At 48.0% G+C, this 17,426-nt stretch carries 21 protein-coding genes; all 21 read right to left on the bottom strand.

The window, feature by feature from the left end:
• Positions 1 to 49: 49 nt before the first annotated feature.
• The 21 genes from EDM56_RS23265 to EDM56_RS23175 all read right to left on the bottom strand — a co-directional run bounded on the left by EDM56_RS23265 (position 50) and on the right by EDM56_RS23175 (position 17,426).
• On the bottom strand, positions 50 to 1,009 hold the full coding sequence (locus tag EDM56_RS23265) for an ABC transporter ATP-binding protein (RefSeq protein ID WP_122920318.1): 960 nt from the start codon (positions 1,007 to 1,009) through the stop codon (positions 50 to 52).
• 29 nt (positions 1,010 to 1,038) lie between these two features.
• Positions 1,039 to 1,956: a C40 family peptidase gene (locus EDM56_RS23260; RefSeq protein WP_122920317.1), complete on the bottom strand. Its 918-nt coding sequence runs from the start codon at positions 1,954 to 1,956 to the stop codon at positions 1,039 to 1,041.
• Between the two features lie 15 nt (positions 1,957 to 1,971).
• Positions 1,972 to 3,051 (bottom strand): mandelate racemase/muconate lactonizing enzyme family protein, encoded by a 1,080-nt coding sequence (locus EDM56_RS23255; protein WP_122920316.1) that lies wholly within the window; start codon positions 3,049 to 3,051, stop codon positions 1,972 to 1,974.
• 37 nt (positions 3,052 to 3,088) lie between these two features.
• Complete coding sequence (locus tag EDM56_RS23250) at positions 3,089 to 4,018, bottom strand: S66 peptidase family protein (RefSeq protein WP_122920315.1); 930 nt, start codon at positions 4,016 to 4,018, stop codon at positions 3,089 to 3,091.
• A gap of 96 nt (positions 4,019 to 4,114) precedes the next feature.
• Positions 4,115 to 5,773: a peptide ABC transporter substrate-binding protein gene (locus tag EDM56_RS23245; RefSeq protein ID WP_183192562.1), complete on the bottom strand. Its 1,659-nt coding sequence runs from the start codon at positions 5,771 to 5,773 to the stop codon at positions 4,115 to 4,117.
• An 87-nt stretch (positions 5,774 to 5,860) separates the two neighbouring features.
• The gene (locus EDM56_RS23240) at positions 5,861 to 6,874 is read right to left on the bottom strand and encodes an ABC transporter ATP-binding protein (RefSeq protein ID WP_122920314.1); all 1,014 of its coding nucleotides are present in this window, start codon (positions 6,872 to 6,874) and stop codon (positions 5,861 to 5,863) included.
• A 5-nt stretch (positions 6,875 to 6,879) separates the two neighbouring features.
• On the bottom strand, positions 6,880 to 7,797 hold the full coding sequence (locus tag EDM56_RS23235; protein ID WP_122920313.1) for an ABC transporter permease: 918 nt from the start codon (positions 7,795 to 7,797) through the stop codon (positions 6,880 to 6,882).
• A 4-nt stretch (positions 7,798 to 7,801) separates the two neighbouring features.
• Entirely contained in the window at positions 7,802 to 8,734 is a 933-nt protein-coding gene (locus tag EDM56_RS23230) for an ABC transporter permease (protein WP_122920312.1), read from the bottom strand.
• 131 nt (positions 8,735 to 8,865) lie between these two features.
• Positions 8,866 to 9,201: a DUF3870 domain-containing protein gene (locus EDM56_RS23225; RefSeq protein ID WP_122920311.1), complete on the bottom strand. Its 336-nt coding sequence runs from the start codon at positions 9,199 to 9,201 to the stop codon at positions 8,866 to 8,868.
• A gap of 180 nt (positions 9,202 to 9,381) precedes the next feature.
• Complete coding sequence (locus EDM56_RS23220) at positions 9,382 to 9,951, bottom strand: hypothetical protein (RefSeq protein WP_342772410.1); 570 nt, start codon at positions 9,949 to 9,951, stop codon at positions 9,382 to 9,384.
• Positions 9,952 to 9,990: 39 nt separating this feature from the next.
• A complete protein-coding gene (locus tag EDM56_RS23215; protein WP_122920310.1) occupies positions 9,991 to 10,407 on the bottom strand; it encodes a hypothetical protein in 417 nt (138 codons plus the stop codon).
• On the bottom strand, positions 10,407 to 10,559 hold the full coding sequence (locus EDM56_RS31590; RefSeq protein ID WP_183192561.1) for a hypothetical protein: 153 nt from the start codon (positions 10,557 to 10,559) through the stop codon (positions 10,407 to 10,409). The genes EDM56_RS23215 and EDM56_RS31590 overlap by 1 nt, the downstream gene beginning before the upstream one ends.
• A 4-nt stretch (positions 10,560 to 10,563) precedes the next feature.
• A complete protein-coding gene (locus EDM56_RS23210; RefSeq protein ID WP_122920309.1) occupies positions 10,564 to 10,974 on the bottom strand; it encodes a hypothetical protein in 411 nt (136 codons plus the stop codon).
• Positions 10,975 to 11,139: 165 nt separating this feature from the next.
• A complete protein-coding gene (locus EDM56_RS23205; protein WP_122920308.1) occupies positions 11,140 to 11,340 on the bottom strand; it encodes a hypothetical protein in 201 nt (66 codons plus the stop codon).
• A gap of 37 nt (positions 11,341 to 11,377) precedes the next feature.
• Positions 11,378 to 11,530, bottom strand: coding sequence for a hypothetical protein (locus tag EDM56_RS31585; RefSeq protein ID WP_183192560.1), 153 nt, complete (start codon positions 11,528 to 11,530; stop codon positions 11,378 to 11,380).
• Between the two features lie 16 nt (positions 11,531 to 11,546).
• A complete protein-coding gene (locus EDM56_RS23200; protein ID WP_122920307.1) occupies positions 11,547 to 12,389 on the bottom strand; it encodes a hypothetical protein in 843 nt (280 codons plus the stop codon).
• The gene (locus tag EDM56_RS23195; RefSeq protein WP_122920306.1) at positions 12,389 to 13,294 is read right to left on the bottom strand and encodes a type II secretion system F family protein; all 906 of its coding nucleotides are present in this window, start codon (positions 13,292 to 13,294) and stop codon (positions 12,389 to 12,391) included. The genes EDM56_RS23200 and EDM56_RS23195 overlap by 1 nt, the downstream gene beginning before the upstream one ends.
• Positions 13,291 to 14,646, bottom strand: coding sequence for an ATPase, T2SS/T4P/T4SS family (locus tag EDM56_RS23190; RefSeq protein WP_122920305.1), 1,356 nt, complete (start codon positions 14,644 to 14,646; stop codon positions 13,291 to 13,293). Before EDM56_RS23190 ends, EDM56_RS23195 begins: the two co-directional genes overlap by 4 nt.
• Complete coding sequence (locus EDM56_RS23185; protein WP_122920304.1) at positions 14,627 to 15,757, bottom strand: CpaE/TadZ family protein; 1,131 nt, start codon at positions 15,755 to 15,757, stop codon at positions 14,627 to 14,629. The genes EDM56_RS23190 and EDM56_RS23185 overlap by 20 nt, the downstream gene beginning before the upstream one ends.
• The gene (locus tag EDM56_RS23180; protein WP_122920303.1) at positions 15,754 to 16,548 is read right to left on the bottom strand and encodes an SAF domain-containing protein; all 795 of its coding nucleotides are present in this window, start codon (positions 16,546 to 16,548) and stop codon (positions 15,754 to 15,756) included. The genes EDM56_RS23185 and EDM56_RS23180 overlap by 4 nt, the downstream gene beginning before the upstream one ends.
• Positions 16,545 to 17,426 carry a P-loop NTPase family protein gene (locus EDM56_RS23175; protein ID WP_122920302.1) on the bottom strand — a complete coding sequence of 294 codons (882 nt, stop codon included), beginning with the start codon at positions 17,424 to 17,426 and terminating at the stop codon, positions 16,545 to 16,547. The genes EDM56_RS23180 and EDM56_RS23175 overlap by 4 nt, the downstream gene beginning before the upstream one ends.

The raw sequence follows: 17,426 nt of genomic DNA, 5'->3' as shown, positions 1-17,426 counted from the left end.
TGAAAACAAGGCTCCTTTTGCGTTCATCAGGGCCTTGTTCGTTCACTTTTTATTGATAGACATGGCAGGCGACAAAATGTTTAGGTGCCACCTCCTGCCAAATCGGCTTCTGCTGCGCACAAATGTCCTTCGCGACTGGACAGCGCGTGCGGAACACACAACCGCTTGGCGGATTAATCGGACTCGGTACATCGCCTTCCAGTATGATGCGCTCCCGGCTAAGCTCCAAATCCGGATCGGGCATCGGAATGGCCGACAACAAGGCTTGCGTATACGGATGCTTGGGATTGTCGTACAGCTGTTCACTATCAGACAGCTCCACCAAATTGCCCAAATACATGACGCCGATGCGATCGCTGATATGCTTAACCATCGCCAAATCGTGCGCGATAAACAGATAGGTCAAATTTTTCTCACGCTGCAGCTTTTTCATTAGATTGACCACCTGCGCCTGTACGGACACATCCAAGGCAGAGATCGGCTCATCGGCGATAATGAACTCAGGATTCACAGCAAGGGCACGGGCGATTCCGATCCGCTGGCGCTGCCCGCCGCTGAACTCATGCGGAAAACGGTTGGCGTGTTCCTTCTGAAGACCGACCATCTCGAGCAGCTCGATGACACGCTCCACCCTTTGCTTTCCTTTATATAGGCCATTGAGCGCCATGCCTTCGGCGATGATTTCCGTCACATTCATCCGCGGGTTTAACGAAGCGTACGGATCCTGGAAAATCATCTGCATTTTACTGGTCAGCTTCTGCTTTTGCGAGCCTTTCGCTTTGTGCACATTTTGCCCGTCAAACAAAACCTCGCCTGCTGTCGGTCCGTACAGTCCGATGACCGTGCGTCCGGTGGTGGATTTTCCACACCCAGATTCGCCCACCAGCCCAAGGGTTTCTCCTTGATAAATATCGAACGATACATCGTCGGTCGCTTTTAATAGTTGATCTTTTCCCAAGTTAAAGTGCTTTTTGAGGTTTTTCACCTCGACGAGCTTCTTCTTTTGCACCCGGCCAAACCTCCTGCTGTATTTCGGATTTACCAATATCTCCGTGAGATCACATGTTCCTTCTCCAGCTTGTAGCCTGTCAAATTGACGATTTCAATGCTGGAAAGTGAATCAGGCGAATGGATCATCTGATTGTTTCCATAGTAAATGCCCACGTGGTGGACTCTTCCTTTACCTTCTTCATGCGCGAAAAACAGCAGGTCGCCTGGTTGCAACTCGCTTTTTTCCACCCATTGGCCGGCCTGCGCCTGATCGACTGCATCACGCGGGATTTGGATGCCCACGGAACGGTGCATGTTGTAGGCAAAGCCGGAGCAATCATAGCCATAGGAGGACATGCCACCCCACAAATAGTGCAGGTTTAGGAACCGTTTGCCCGATTCGACAATTGCTTCGCCGCGGTTGCCTTTTATGTCAACAGGACGGTTTGCCTGGATGATCGCCAAATCCTCACGTCTCAAAAAACCTTCTCCGTCTGTTGTCGCGACCTTGACCCAACCGTCATTTTCCACCAGAATCGGCAATCGAGTCAAAAACGCCAGTTCAATGCCCGGCTGCCCAGCCGCATTGTGTAAGCGAGCAAACGATGCAGTCACCTGGGCCATCTGCTGCCCATCCTGTACATCGAAAGCATCATTCCATGCTGCCAGCTGACGGCTTGGCACCCACCCTGGATAGCCTCGCTCATCTTTTCGGCACTGCTGATCAGGGATCAGGATATGCGCCCATTCCCCTTGCTCTTCCATGATTTCAACACGAGTGCCGTACAGCGCTTGTGTTTGAATCGCATTATTGTCATAAAATCCGAGCTTTTCATCAACCGACAGGGAATCCAGCCACCCTCTCACATCAACAGGGTTGGTTAACGCGGCCTGATCCTTTTCCAATGGTTTCTCCGGATTTGTCCAAACGGTCGCTACGGATACTGAGATGATCGCTGTTTTCATTTTTCCAACACTCCTCTACACGTTTACCGAGCGGATGCCCAAGCCCGGCAAATCAGGCAATGTCATTAAGCGCCCATCATAGCGCACACCGCCATCCACAACATCGTTCAACAGCATGAGCGGCGCGTCAAAATCAAAGCGAGTGATGTTTTTCTTGCTTGCTGCAAAATGCGCTGCCGCCGTGACTGACAAGCGCGATTCGATCATGCAGCCTACCATGCATGGAACACCGCACTCTTCCGCCATTTGGTTGATCAGCTGCGCTTTGAAAATCCCTCCGGATTTCATCAGCTTGATATTGAGCAGATCGGCTGCTCTCGTATGCAGGATCTCAAATGCCTGCGCAGGAGAAAATACGCTTTCATCCGCCATAACCGGTGTATCAACGGCATGGGTGACGCGACGCAAACCTTCGATATCATGAGCTTTTACCGGTTGTTCCACCAGCTCGATGTCTAGGCCCATGTCCTCCATTTTGCGGATCGAACGAATTGCTTCTTTCATATCCCAGCCCTGATTCGCATCGAGGCGAATTTTCACCTGGTTGCCGACCGATTTGCGAATCTCCTGAATACGCAGAATGTCTTCGTCAATATTATCTTTGCCTACCTTGATTTTGAGCACGTTGAACCCTTGCTTCAAGTATTCCAACGCGTCTTCCCCCATCTCCTTCGGAGAATTGACGCTTACGGTGTAGTCGGTTTCCAACTGATTTTTATAACCACCCAGCAGCTGGTACAGTGGCAAATTGCAGCGTTGTGCGATCAAATCGTACAGAGCCATATCTACAGCAGCTTTCGCACTGCTGTTGCCCACCATGGACTGGTGCAGCGTATGGAACACTTGCTCGTACGCCAGCAGACTTTTGCCGATCAACTGCGGCTTCATCGTATTTACAATTGCTGCCTCAATGCTTTCAATGCTGTCACCGGTTATCACGATCGTCGCGGGCGCTTCCCCCCACCCGACCATTCCATTGTCGCAGGTGATTTTGACAAGGATCGAATCGAGATTGTAAGCAGTGCGCAGGGCAGTTTTGAAAGGCTTCTTCAGCGGTACAGAAAACCGCTTTACCTCGATGTCCTGAATAATCATATTTGACTCCACCTTCACTTGCTCTTCTTGTATTAGACTACGCGCGAACACCGGATTCCTCCAATAGTAGAGATTTTTTATACGTATTCATTGTCCCTTGCGCCCCGATTGGGATTGCGAAATTCGGCGAGCAGTGCCCAATCAAAAATCCGCTTAGCACAGGCTTTCCTGCAGGCTGGATATGATCGATGAAAACTTGCTCCAGGCTTAACGTTTGAGAACGTTTCCCCGCTTCGCAATTTTTGAAATCAGCCAGCAGAACCCCCGCTGCATCGTCAAACTTGCCTGCCATCTTCAGTTGATTCAGCATACGATCGACGCGGTAAATATCTTCATCTACCTCTTCGATCAGCAACAGCTTTCCTTTTGTATCAATCTCAAATTCCGTTCCGATCCCGCTCGTCAATAACGAGAGGTTACCGCCAACAATCTCGCCGGTTGCCTCACCCTCCACCAAAGTACGTAACGGTGAAATATCTTCCGTATAAGTGAACTTTATAGGCGCAAAAGCTTGCTCAAGCGTGTCCAGCGTGAGGGGATGCACATCGTCTTGGCCAATATCAGAGCTGAGCATCGGACCGTGAAACGTAACCAAACCCGCTTTTTGATAAAACGCATTCAGCAAAAAGGTAATATCGCTGTATCCCCAGAAAATTTTAGGGTTTTGGCGGATCAGATCATAGTCGAGCATCGATGCGATTCGACCTGTTCCATAACCGCCACATGCGCAAAAAATCCCTTTAATCGCCGGGTTGGCAAACATTTGATGCAGCTCATCCACCCGCTCTTGATCGGTTCCACCTAGATAGCCGTGCTGCCGTGAAAGCGAAGTCCCGAATTCTACCCGAATGCCTCGCTGTTCAAACCATTTCGCCCCGCGCAGCCCTTTCTCCGCGTTTGGCCAGCTCGCCGGAGCCACGATACCGATTGTATCACCCGCCTGCAACGTTGCTGGTTTCAGCTTCATCGTCACGATTTTCACCTGATTTCATCGGTAATTTGGTAAAAAAAGGGGGAGAATCATTCACTAAACGCGAATGACTACCCCCGGCGCATTATTTTATTATTTTAAGTCAGCCCATTTCAGGTCCATATAGCCCAATGCATGGCGCACAATGCCTTCGACTTTGTCGCTTTGCAGGTATGTGCTGTTGTAGAAGTACAATGGGGCAATTGGCGCATCTTCAAACAGCGTTTTCTCCGCTTCATGCATCAGCTCGAAGCGTTTTTTGTTATCCGGCTGGTTGTATGCATCCTTGATCAGCTTGTCGAATTTCGGGTTGCTCCAACCAGTACGGTTCATAGGGTTGCCAGTTTGGAAGCCATCGATAAAGTTGATCGGGTCACCGAAGTCAGGCAAGAAGGAAGAACGGGACAGCTGCAGCTGGAGTTTCTTCTGCTCGGCTGTCAGCACTTTGCTTTCCATCTTCTGCATTTTTACATCTACGCCGATGTTTTGTTTGAACATTTCTTGCAGGGCTTGAGCGACTTTTTCGTTCGTTGTGCCGCTGCTATAGCTCATCGTCACTTCCGGCAATTGTTTGTAGCCTTTTTCCTTCATGCCTTGTTCCAGCAATTTTTTGGCTTCTGCCGCATCGAACTTCACATAGTCGCCGCCAACTTCACGGAAATCGCCGCCTGCCGGATCAGCCATGCCTGGCGATACAAATGCAAATGCCGGCTTTTGTTTCACTTGCAGTACGTAATCAACCAATGTTTGACGGTCGATTGCCATGCTGAACGCTTTACGGATGTTTACATTGTCAAACGGCTCTTTCGTTACGTTGAAACGGTAGAAAGAAGTACCCGCGCTGTCTGCAACCGTTACTTTATTGTCCTTGAACAATTGATCTGCCATATCCGCAGGAACACCGGACGTGTGCAGCTCTTCGTTCTGGTACATTTGATATTCAGTGTTTTCATCATCGATCATTTTCCACGTCACGCCGTCAAGCTTGACGTTAGCAGCATCCCAGTAGTTCTCGTTTTTGACCATTTTCACTTCGCTGTCGTGTGTCCACTCAGTCAGCTTGAACGGTCCATTGCTCAAGATTGTTTTGGCATCTGCAGCCCATTTCGGATCTTTCTCTACGGTTGCTTTATGAACCGGGAAGAAAGCTGGGTTGGAAACCATGTGAATGAGATAAGGTGCCGGGTAAGCCAGTTTCACTTCCAATGTCTTGTCATCAAGCGCTTTGATTTTGACATCTTCCGCTTTGCCTTTGCCATTGCCAAACGCTTCTCCACCCTCAAACACATAGCCCAGGAAAGCTGCTGGGGATGCCGTTTGAGGATCTAACAGACGTTTCCAAGCAAATTCGAAGTCTTGAGCGGTAACAGGGTCACCATTCGACCACTTGATTCCGTCACGCAAAAGGAATGTGTAGGTCTTTCCGTCTTCGCTGATTTTCCATTCTTTCGCTGCCGCCGGCTCCGGATTGTTGTCCTTGCCGAGGCGAGTCATCCCTTCCATCATGTTGTTCAGGATGTCATACGAAATTTGGTCGAAACCGATTGGCGGATCCAAAGAAGTCGGCTCTTTAAGGTTGTTCAGGAGCAAAAGTTTTGAATGTTGGTCTTGTGGTGTCGGGGTTTCTTTGGAACTGTCAGATGGCGCTGGTGCCGCTTGATTGTTTTGCGCTGGTTCATTTGATGAACAGCCTACTGCTAACATGGAAGCTGCCAATGAAACGGAGAGCATGATCGATGATCTTTTTTTCACTGAATGTTTCCCCCTTTTACATGTGTGTATATATGGAAGATGACAGGCGCCTGTGGCGACAGTTCATCCCTTCCTACAAACATCTTCTTACGAGCCAGTTTTGGTAAGTGACTGCAATGCCTTTTGAGCACGCGGGTCCTGCAGCCAACAAGTCACTTGATGAGCCGCCGTCACATCGGTCTGTTCAGGCTGATGCTTACGGCACACTTCCAAAGCATAATCACAACGGGCCGCAAATGCGCATCCAACCGGCGGCGCGAACAAATCTGGCGGCGTTCCCGGAATGGGACTCAGCGGGATGTTGCGATCCGCATCAAGGCGTGGCATCGAGGCCAGCAGCCCCTTTGTATATGGATGCTGCGGGTTGTAGAAAATCTCTCGAACCGGACCGGTTTCGACGACTTTCCCCGCATACATGACATTGACCCGGTCTGCAATCTTGGCTACTACACCCAAGTCATGTGTAATGATGATGATGGAGACGCCTGTTTTTTGCTGAATGGTTTTAAACAGGTCAATGATTTGCGCCTGAATCGTCACATCCAGTGCTGTCGTCGGCTCGTCGGCAATCAAGATAGATGGTTTGCAGACCAGCGCGATAGCGATCATGATGCGCTGCCGCATACCGCCGCTGAATTGATACAAGTATTGTTTCAGCCGGCTCTCTGGATTCGCGATTCCGACCAGCTGCAAGATTTCAACCGCCTGACGTTTCGCTTCACTTCGCGACACTTTTTGATGGCGAATGATGCCTTCCATGATCTGCTCGCCGATGGTCAGCGTAGGGTTTAACGAGGTCATCGCATCCTGGAAAATCATCGAGATTTCAGATCCGCGCTTCGAGCGCATTTCTTTTTCCGGGAGCGTAACCAGCTCCTCACCTTTGAACAAAATGCTGCCTTGCGTGATCTTGCCGACATGCTCAGGGATAAGCCGCATGATGCTGCGTGCGGTAACACTCTTGCCGCAGCCGGACTCCCCTACGATCGCCAGCGTCTCTCCTCGTTTCAAGGAAAAGTCAACACCGCGAACAGCCTTGATTTCGCCGCCATGCGTTTTGAAGGCGACGTGTAGCCCTTTTACTTCAAGCAAATTGTCCACGTGCGCTACCTCCTCTGCTTGGGATCGAATGCATCCCGTAATCCGTCACCGAGCACGTTAAATGCCAGCATGGTCAAAGAGATAAAAAACGCCGGGAAGAAAAGTCTCCACCAATGACCTGACAAGATCGTCGGCAATCCATCGTTCGCCATTACCCCCCAGCTGGCCATCGGCGCTTGAACGCCCAAGCCCAGGAAGCTTAAGAACGCTTCCGAGAAAATCGCCGTTGGGACAGACAGTGTAACGTAGACGATAATGATGCCGATTGTGTTAGGTAAAAGATGTTTGCGGATGATATAAAACGGCTTTGCACCCATTGTTTTGGCTGCCAGTACATATTCAGAGCTCTTCATTTGCAAAACCTGACCGCGAACCGTCCGCGCCATGCCGATCCATCCAGTTGCGGATAAAGCTACGATGATGGTCATCAATCCTGGACCCATAACGACCATTAGCAGGATGACAACGAGCAGGTAAGGCAAGCCATATAAGATATCAACGAAACGCATCATGAGATTGTCGACGCGTCCCCCTACATACCCAGCGATACCGCCGTATAGGATTCCGATAAAGAAATCGATCAACGCTGCCATCAGGCCGACGAACAAGGAGATTCGTGCTCCATACCACACGCGGGTAAACACGTCGCGTCCGAAATCGTCCGTTCCAAACCAGTTGGCTTCGGAAGGCGCTTTATTTTTGTTAATCACCGATTGTTTCGAATAGTCATGCCCGGAAATCGCCGGACCGATCATAGCCATCGCCGCTAGAACGATGATGACAACCAATCCGACCAGTGCGAGCTTGTTCTTGCGGAGACGCATCCATGCTGCCTTCCAGTAGGATAGCTGCGGTCGCACAATCGCTTCGGCATTCAGGTCGTCTTTTTTCATGGGGATGAATAATTCATCTGAAACGATCATGCACCTAACTCTCCTTTCTGCTCAGTTTAATACGTGGGTCAATGATGCCGTACAAAATATCGACGACGAACATCATCAAGATCAAGAATGCGCTATAAAAAACAGTCGTTCCCATAATAACCGAGTAATCGCGGTTGTTGATACCCGCTACGAAAAATTTCCCCATTCCCGGGATAGCAAAGATCTTCTCGATGACAAAGCTTCCTGTCAAAACATTGGCGATTAGCGAGCCGAGCAAAGTAACTACAGGCAGAACCGCATTGCGCAATGCATGTTTCATAATGATTTGAAACGGTGACAACCCTTTTGCACGGGCCGTCTCGATATATTCCTGCGTCAGCACCTCAAGCATATTGGTACGGGTAAGACGGGCAATGATAGCAATCGGACTAAAAGAAAGCGCCAAAGCAGGCATGATGATATGCTTCCAAGTACCCCATGTTGCTGTCGGCAGTAGCCCCCACTTTACGGCCAGATACTTGATTAATAACGTCGCGATAACAAAACTCGGTACGGATATACCGATGACGGCAATAATCATAGCAACATAATCGATGACTTGGTTATGCCGCAGTGCCGCGATTATGCCAAGCGCTATTCCCACCACGATGGCAAACAGGACGGAGACGATCCCTAATTGAAACGATACCGGGAATCCGCGGCCGATCATTTTATTAACGGAGTCAGATGCGTTCGCGATGGATGGTCCCAAATCAAACTGGACCAGTTTTTCTAAATAAAGACCATACTGTACTAATAGCGGCTTATCCAGGTTGTAATAAGCCATCATGTTTTGCGCTACCTCATCGCTAAGCCCTTTCCCCTCTTTTTCAAAGGGAGAACCGGGAATCGCATGCATGAGGAAGAAAGTGAGTGTAACGATGAGCCAAAGCGTTACGATCAGAGAGATGAATCTACGGATGATAAATTGTAACAACAGTTTCCCTCCTTTACCAGTTTGCACAGAAAGCAAAAACCCACCAAATGCGTTGATTCATTCGCATTTGCTGGGTTTTATTTACGCTGTATGCGAAGGCATACGAATAAATAAAGCAGCTCTCTTTTTCATTACAGTTCTGTTTTCTGCCGAGATGAGATAGCTAATTTGTACTTTTTCTGCGCATCTTTGTAGGCCACAATCAATGCCTTTTGGGAAGATCCAAAATATCGAGTCCGAATCTGGTTCTCCAATTCATCAGAAGCCAAAATGGAATGGCCGACAAATAGTGAACGAGTAAAATCGGAAGTTAATTGAACCGTGGCAGAACAACTTGCATCAACTATTTTGTTATTGGTGGTATCGACGACCAGTGCAATAAAAAAAGAACTAAATTGCTGCGTAATGGGATTGTTCGTAGATGATTGCGCATCTCCGATGACATAAATGGTATCTTTATCGTACAAGTTGGACTACCCCACTTCACATGCGTTTTACTTTACGAGCAGACGGGGTGTTTGGAGAGTGAACCTCGAAACGACCGCTGATCGATAAAACGCTTTCTTACATATTAACAGAATAATTCGGCTCTTGTAAATAAGCCTAAGCACCGAAAAATCATTTATACCTGACATGAAACCCTGATATTACCATTTCAATTCCTCCACACTCACAACGGGGAATGAATGTCCTGGCAGCAGCTGAAATAACGGCTGTTCATCTACATATCCGACCGCTACCAGCGATGGGCCGATCATCCGCTTCGGCGCTAATGTCAATCGCTCTGCAGACTCGGTGGTGACAGTGATTTGCAGGACGCCGCCTGACGGTTGCACCTGACTGTCGATCGCGACATTGTCTACGACCAGTTTGTCTCCCCTGTACGTCAACGAAAGCTGTGTGTTTTTTCGCCATTGGGTAAAATCGATATAATAATGAAGAATAGCGATTTGATCAGTGGTCACACTTTTTTGAGCTGGAATAAACACAGCGCCTTGACGACGATACCGTCCATTTTGTTCCATGCGGCGATCAAATCGGCTTATTGCCTCCGTTTCCACCAAATCGATGATTCCTTCCGTCTTCAACGCCTGGTCGATTGCCCAGGTCGCATCGTGATTGGCTAACTCCAGCAATGTTTTCACCTCTTGCTTCTTTTGCAGAGCCAAGTCGGTGTCAACAACGACCAAACCAAGCAGCAGGAAAAAGAGCATCATGGAGGTGGTAAGTACATGTATGCCCGTACGAATGCCCTCCTATAAGTCGTAATCCATCGTATTGATTGTACCAATCCTCATCACGTGAAGCGGTCTTTGCCACTGTGCAAAAAGCGTCGTAATGGCAGGGTAAGGTATCTCCATATTCACCTGAAACTCATCCTCATGGCTCCAAAGGATGGGGTCATTCATTTTGATTCGGGTGACGTCAAGGCGGACATCATTTGCTTGCAGGCGAGAACGCTTCTGCACTAGCTCCTGTTGGATAAACGCTCTCACCTTGGTCTTTATCTCACCATCGTTTCGTCCACCGTGATTACTGATATATTTGGTTGCTGCCAAACTCAGCTCCAATAATTCATTTTCGGTTTGCAAAGCAGTATGAATTTGAACAATACCTAGTGGGACTAGCAGAAGGAGCATGATGCTTACGATCGTTGTGATTACTTGCCCCATCAGGCCGTACCGAAATGAACCGCCGCCGAAAAGAGCTTCGTGAAAAAACTCGTGCATGCCGTGAGCAAATTATCCGGTCCTTGTATCAGCACATTCACTGTAAGCGGGGTTACAATCACCATAATGGCCAACATCGATATTAACTTGGTCACAAGTCTACCACCCTTGATCAAAATATTCGGAGGGGCGAGTGCCCGCAAAGCGAAACGTGGCCTCTCCCTCCACCAGCAGATTCATCCATTGCGATAGCTTTGACGGATGAATCGACAAGGTTAGCGATACGTTTTCTGCTCTTTCTTTGCGGGCTCTGGTTGTTTCGCTCATCGGATAGCTTCCTGCAAAAAAATCCGCTCCTGCCCCTGTCCATCCCCAATCCTGCATTTTTCCCCTGTAATAAGCTGTGAGGCTGCTGTCCAGATAGCCAATATCCTGCATATCGTCCATAAGATCGGTGTAGACGCCTCTGGCCAAGGAACGCTCTAGTGAATAAGTTTCCACACAGGCGATTGCCGAAAATACAAACACCATGACGCTGAGACAAATCAGGAATACCTTGAGCTTTGTCATCCACTTTCTTCTCCCGAAATTAGTGAAAAACCAGCACCGTCGCCTTTTTGATACGGATTTCTTGCCCTGCCGCCATTTGATTTTCGATATTCGTTGACCAAAAAGAGGAACATAGTGTGCAGACAAACGCGGTAATGACCAACAGGCTGATCAAATGGTTCATGACTAGCGGCTGGTGTATTGCGTTCCATTTTGTGTCGTATATTTGATGCTTTCGCCTGTTGAATCGTAATTGAGAGATCCCACGGAACGATTGATATGACTGGCAGATTCAGTAGCCGACGGGGATAACTCGTTACCATAGCTGCTGACCCCGATCCCTAACACCATCACGCAAGCGAGGAAAATAAAGAACATTTTTGACATAACCGAAACACTCCTTTTCTATTTTGTACTTCATCGATCATTTGGCAGGGATCGCTTTCTCTATCCACTGAACCGATTTCGCCCGCAATCCATCTTCCTTTACAACGGCGTGGTTCACTTCCCCCATACTGGTCACGATGATTCCCAAGGTAAATATCAAGCACGCGAAAATGGACAGCAGCTTTGTCACATGAATCGGTTCCTTTCTATACCAAATATTTATCGAGGATTTCGGTGAGCAGCTTATACCACGGAAACATCGCAACGATCAAACCGATATAAAAAGCGGGATAGACAATAACACTATAGGCAAGCCCCAACGATTTAATTTTCTTTCGATGCCTGTACATTCTCCTGTTATCAATGGCCAACTCCATACGCTGCATGGTGAGGTTGATTTGCTCATCCGTCAGCTGCTCCAGTGTACGCATATTGGAGACCAAGATAACCCCATCATCAACGCCAATCCGCTGCTTCAACATCTCCAATGCCTCAACGCGGCTCTTGTTCCATTCAGACAAGCTGGGGATATATTTTTTCAGCAATCGGGTAGGGCGAGCGGCTTTTACCATCGCTTGATAAGGAGGCACCTGATTTTCCAGCAGCGTGATGAAACGATTGATAAATCTCGCAATATCTACGCTTAGCAGTTCTTCTCGCAATCCTTTCCACCATCGCAGCAAAAAATAAGGAGTAAGATAACCGATCGTAGGCAAAATGACAAAACTGAAAAACGGGAAGGAACCCGTAGGCTTGACCAAAGCCACCAGCAAAACAAGTAGCAAAGGGATAAGCCCGCAAATCCACTGGACGGTTACCCACTCCAGCTTACCCCAACCAAATGGTTTACCAGCCGCTAGTAACAGTCGCTCCCATTTGTCACTAATTTGAGTTCCGACAAATTGTTTCCATGATTTTTTTATCATCCGCGACAAGCCAATCTGCCGCTTCCAACTAAGCTGGATCAAATAAAGACCGGTCAGGAACAAAGCGATGAGGATAAAGATCGCACCGCACAACAGAAATGCTAACCGAATGGAAATCATCATTATTCATGCCTCTTTCCCCAAATAAACGCAACCAGTACGCAGAAACACCATATCGTCAATGCAATCGCCAGCAATGTCTGGCCGTCAGGAGTAAAAAAGTAAAGCCGCAGGGAGTCCTTTAAAAGAGTCTGGTTATACGGAATCAGCAGGATGCAAATCACGATGACAATAATGAGACTAATCCAAATGCTATGTATCTCGCTCTGGCGTTCCTCGCGCTCGTCTTCCAGTACAAACATTTCGTTTGTCAATCGATTCAAGGAAGCTTGGATATCTTTCGTTTCCCCTTCTAACCCACTAATGACATACGTGGCAAAGTCTTGTGCCCATCCATGGTTTAACCTTTCCGCAAACTGCTCGATCGCTGCAGTCGCATTTCCTCCATCCGTCAGCTTGTTGATAAGCAATATTAGTTCATTTTCCAGCTGCTTCGGGCACTCTTCCAGCATGTCTCGAAAAGAAGGTAAAATGCTCTTCCGATTGCTGTAATGCCGGGAAAAAAGGTCAACGAATTGGCCAAACGATTTTATCATCGCATTCATCCGCACAGTGTATCTCGCGTATAGCATGAGAGTAGGAAGAAGCAGAAACAATAGAAACAGACAAAGCGACATCGTCAGGTTGCTTAGGCATAACCCGCCAATAAAGCCAACAACTGCACCCACTAACGAAATAACCGCAAAATCTTCTGGCAAAAGCTTGCCACCGGCAATGCTGCACCAGGTGGAATAGTGCCGATACAGATATCCTGCATTCGCGTCGGCAAGCATCCGGTTCCTCAGGGCGAGCAATGTTTTCGGATAAAACACCCTTGGTGTCGACCAAGTCTTTGCAGCTACCATTCCCCACGTGACAAACCCAATGAGGAGGCAAAGCGTCATCGGCACAAACAACAAGCGAATCATAGCTGTCTCCTTACTTTGGTGATCCCCAAATCCTGCAGAACAGCCAGATCGGCTTCACCCATCATGCACATGTGCTCCACCAGTTCATCCGGCAGCTGCTTCCCAGTCCACTCATACTCCCCAGTTGTCATGTTGCGATAGACCAATGGTACTGATTCAACTCTAGCCATCACATCATTCCATTCCGTAACTGTTATTTCATCAATATACCGATGCCCATTGCTGCGATACTTTAATGAATTGACAAAGTTGACGGCTCTGCTGATGCGTTCCTGTGTTAATTCGATGCTTCTCCCACCATATTGAAACACCAGATCGGTCAAATCATTTAAAGCCTGTCGTGGAAATCGCTCGTGCAATGCAGCGATTGTTGCATCCGTCCCGCGTATACCGGCATTGATAAAATGATGCGCTTCAATCGGTTCACGAATTTCCCCTATCAATACCGTATTGGCCGTGGACCGGTAAATATCTTTAAAGCTGTTTGCCAGCTCGATGCCGATTTCTTCGACATTTTGCAGCTCAATCACTTCTCCCGGCCAAACGTCTGCGAATCGCATTTCGTGCTCGCTCTCGTAGATGGTGATATAATCGGTTTCCGGATTTTTCAGTTTTAGCATGCAAATCATCAATGTGGTTTTTCCCGCTGCCATGGGGCCGATCACCAACACATTGCTGCGTCCATAAACTTGTTGCTCAATCAACAACTGAACTTTTTCATCAAACGTAGGTAATGGCTGTAGCCGCAGTTGCTGGAGAGAAAAGTTCACCGTTGAGAATCGCCTGACAATAATCGTTGGTGTGCGCGAGTACGGAAAAGTAAACATGGTCAGACGAGCCTTAAGCTTGTCCAAATAGCCGCTGAGCCTCGGCTTTTTTTCGTTGAAGGTAAGCTGTGCAGAATTGGCTAGCTTCTGCTGAAGCATCACGACCTCATCCCAATTCGGGGTATAAGCGAGAAACTTTTTCATGCCACGCTCCAAGTAAGCAACCTGGCGATTGGCCGAAACCCGTACCTCCTCAACGAAAGGGGAAAGGTGCAAAACTACATCGAGGATTCCCCAGCCATAGGTGGCGAATGTTATGCCTTCATACGCATTCACATGTGGAAAGATTGATTCCGTTACCGGACGTCCCAACTCCTCCTCAAAATAATGCTGGAGTCGAAGCGTGATGTGGCTATGGCTGTTACGATCGCCGTTTTCAGCCAGCTCCAAAATCTGTTGCATGGACAGCTTCTCTTCTTTTGTGCTGCCAAAGTAGTTCAAATGGTCGCGGGCAGCCTGTTTCACATCTTCTACGCTTTGAATATCGGCTCTTGTCCAATTGCGCCTATCCTTGTATGTCAGCATAACGCAGCTCCCTCATTACACTCCTTTGCTCTGCCTCGACTAGCTGCAGTAAACTGCTCTTGTACTTTTTCGGTGGTAAAAACTCCTCCACCAATATGCTCCTCTGCCGATGAGAATGACTGACGCGCGCGTCTGGCACATGAGGCAGCACACCGTAAACCTGCCCGTTTTCCCTGATGTGATAGCTGCTTGATTCTTCCCGATCCAACTGGCTGATCAAAATGTGCTGCTTAACCCCTTTTATCTCCCATTTTTGCAGCCATTGATTGGCATGTTCGAAGTTGAAGGGATCAGCTCGGACAAAAAACAAATTTTGATCCGCCTCCCCGAGCAATCTGTGCAGGCCCTCCGTTTCCGGGAAGCAAAAGCCCCAATCGACGTAGATGTAATCGAACCTGGAACGTAAGACGTTGAGGAGAGACGAGATTTCGTACGCCCTCCATTTACATGCCCCTCCAGCATAGTAAAGATTTTTAGCGATCTTGCTTTGGGTAAACAGGCTCATCCAATTCCGCTTCTCCGCAAAATTAGATTCGATAAGATCAGGCCGAAAAAGGGCCAGTTCTTTCAGCTGAAAAAATTTGGTTAAATCAGGCTTTTCCACATTCATATCAATGACTGCAATTTTGGCAGATGGCAGCCGTCTCGCCAGCAATACGGGATAGTTGATACTAAAGGTAGTAACTCCCGCTGATCCATAGCTAAGCAGCGCAATCACTTTTCCGTTTGTCTGTTGATGAGTCACCGTTAAAAGGCGATCTTCCAAAATGATTGCCAGCTGCTCCTTAATTTCTGCATATGTCAACCCGGCTGGAAGTACATAGGCTCTCTGCCCAGCCTTATCTTCGACGATTTTTTTTACAAAGGCATGGTCGTGATGAGTTGCCACAAATACTTTCGGTACCTCCGGCAAGAAGATGCTGAGCATTTCCGGTACCCACTCCCATACTTGCCTGGTGAATGCGTCGGTGAAAAATACGGCCACTTGCGGCTGATATTGTGCAGCGATCGATGCCAGCTCGGTTTCCTTTTCTACTGTTAACACATCGTAATAAGCTGGAATGAACGAACTGACTAATGTCTTGATCGGGTAGCAGACAAGAACCCTCAAAGCGCCTTCTCCCCTTTCGCATTCAGATAGCTGCCGATTTGGATGACTCCGTATTGCATGGCTTCCGTTAGCATGACGTACTCTTTATCTGTCAGATTGAATCCAATAAAAGCGGGAATGGCTGATGGTTCCGCCCGATAGTCCCGGTAACGACGTTCGCTTTCTAAAGGCTTAGTTGCTTCTGCGGCATGAAAAAATGGATTTTCGATTTGATCGGCTTTTGAAAGAATCGATGGTTTTAACGTATAAATTTCGATTCCATTGCTGTCTTTCACCGTAGCGAGCTGTCCTTCAAACAACAGCTCAGCAGACTGACTGTTTTTTGTAAAAGTCACTGGCGCAGGCATAAGTTGAAGCTCGGCAGGCGATTTATACTTTACCCAGATCTTTACATAGTCGCCTTTTCGCACCTCGGTTGTCGGCATCATCATCGTAAGCGGAAACTCATACCTGGCTTTTTGTGGCCCTGGGAGCAATTGATTATCCTCAAGCTTTCGCTTTAACAACTGCTCCCCCGCAAAGATTGGCTGCACGCTTCGTTTCCCCAGCACATCTTCAATCCGACGGTAAGAATCCGGCAGGATCTCATCCACTTCCTCTTGCTCAATCACGACATCATCACTTGTGATCGGCTCAAATGGCATGATCTCCCTTCCCGCAACAACCTTTACAACCGGAGCGTACAACTTTTCCCGAGCAAGCTCATCGAGATAGTGGGTTGCGGCATAAAAGCATCCTCCCGCAAGAGCAAACGAAACAACGCCGATGGTGAGCAATGTCTTTTTCTTCATAAAAACCTTCCTTTGTCCAGGCAAGCCAGCTGGTCGATCAGTTCCTTTTCATTCGGATACATTTCAAGATACAGACGAGCTTCCAGTTGGGTTTTCAAAACCGCTTCCTCGTCCATAGAGGGCACGCAGCAAAAGATTGGAGGCATGCCAACACGTTCATCCCAAATTGCTAGTGTCCCCTGAACTTTACGCCAAATGCTCCCCTTCGAGCTGTTCAGCGGCCATTTGTTTAGAATAATGCGAATTTTGTCCGTTTCGGTAAGCCACCAAGAAGGAGTTGGCTCATCAAAGACCGTTTGTGCCAATCGTGGAAAATCGGTATCGACAACAACCCAGATTTGATCAGCCAATCCCATAAGCCAGTCAGCACTTGCTGAATTCCAATGAGACGAAATATCTACAACCAAAAGCTGTGTGTTTTTCAATAATGGGTAAAACCAACTCATTGTGTCTGTATGATTTGAATGTTCTATTTGTCGATGTCGGGGCCTCTGCGCATGTATTTGCAGCTTTCGTCCCTGCAGAAGCAACGTTTTGTCGGGTTGTTCAGAACTGCTCACCCGCTTTTCAAAGTCGAGAGAAATGTAATAGGAAGAAAAGATTCCTGGTAATTCGCATAAAGTCGTCGTCACAGATTTTCCAGAATGATAATAGGCATAATTGCTCGCAATAAAGCTGGAACCGGTTCGAGGATATAAACCCGTAACAACGATTGTTTGCAGTCCCCTGTAGGGTGAATCATCTACGTCCTGGTCGGACGGTGAAGCTAATCTCTCTTTTAGTTGTATCCACGATTCTTGTTGTTCGGTTGAGAGCTCGAATTCCTTTTTCTCTAGCTCTCGAAAGGCTGAAACAAACCTTTGCACCTGCTGGTACAT

Origin of the sequence: Brevibacillus fluminis (genome assembly GCF_003710825.1) — a bacterium.
GTDB classification, from domain to species: domain Bacteria; phylum Bacillota; class Bacilli; order Brevibacillales; family Brevibacillaceae; genus Brevibacillus_D; species Brevibacillus_D fluminis.
Note: the sequence above shows the minus strand (reverse complement) of the source record. Positions and strands in the feature narration are given on the sequence as shown.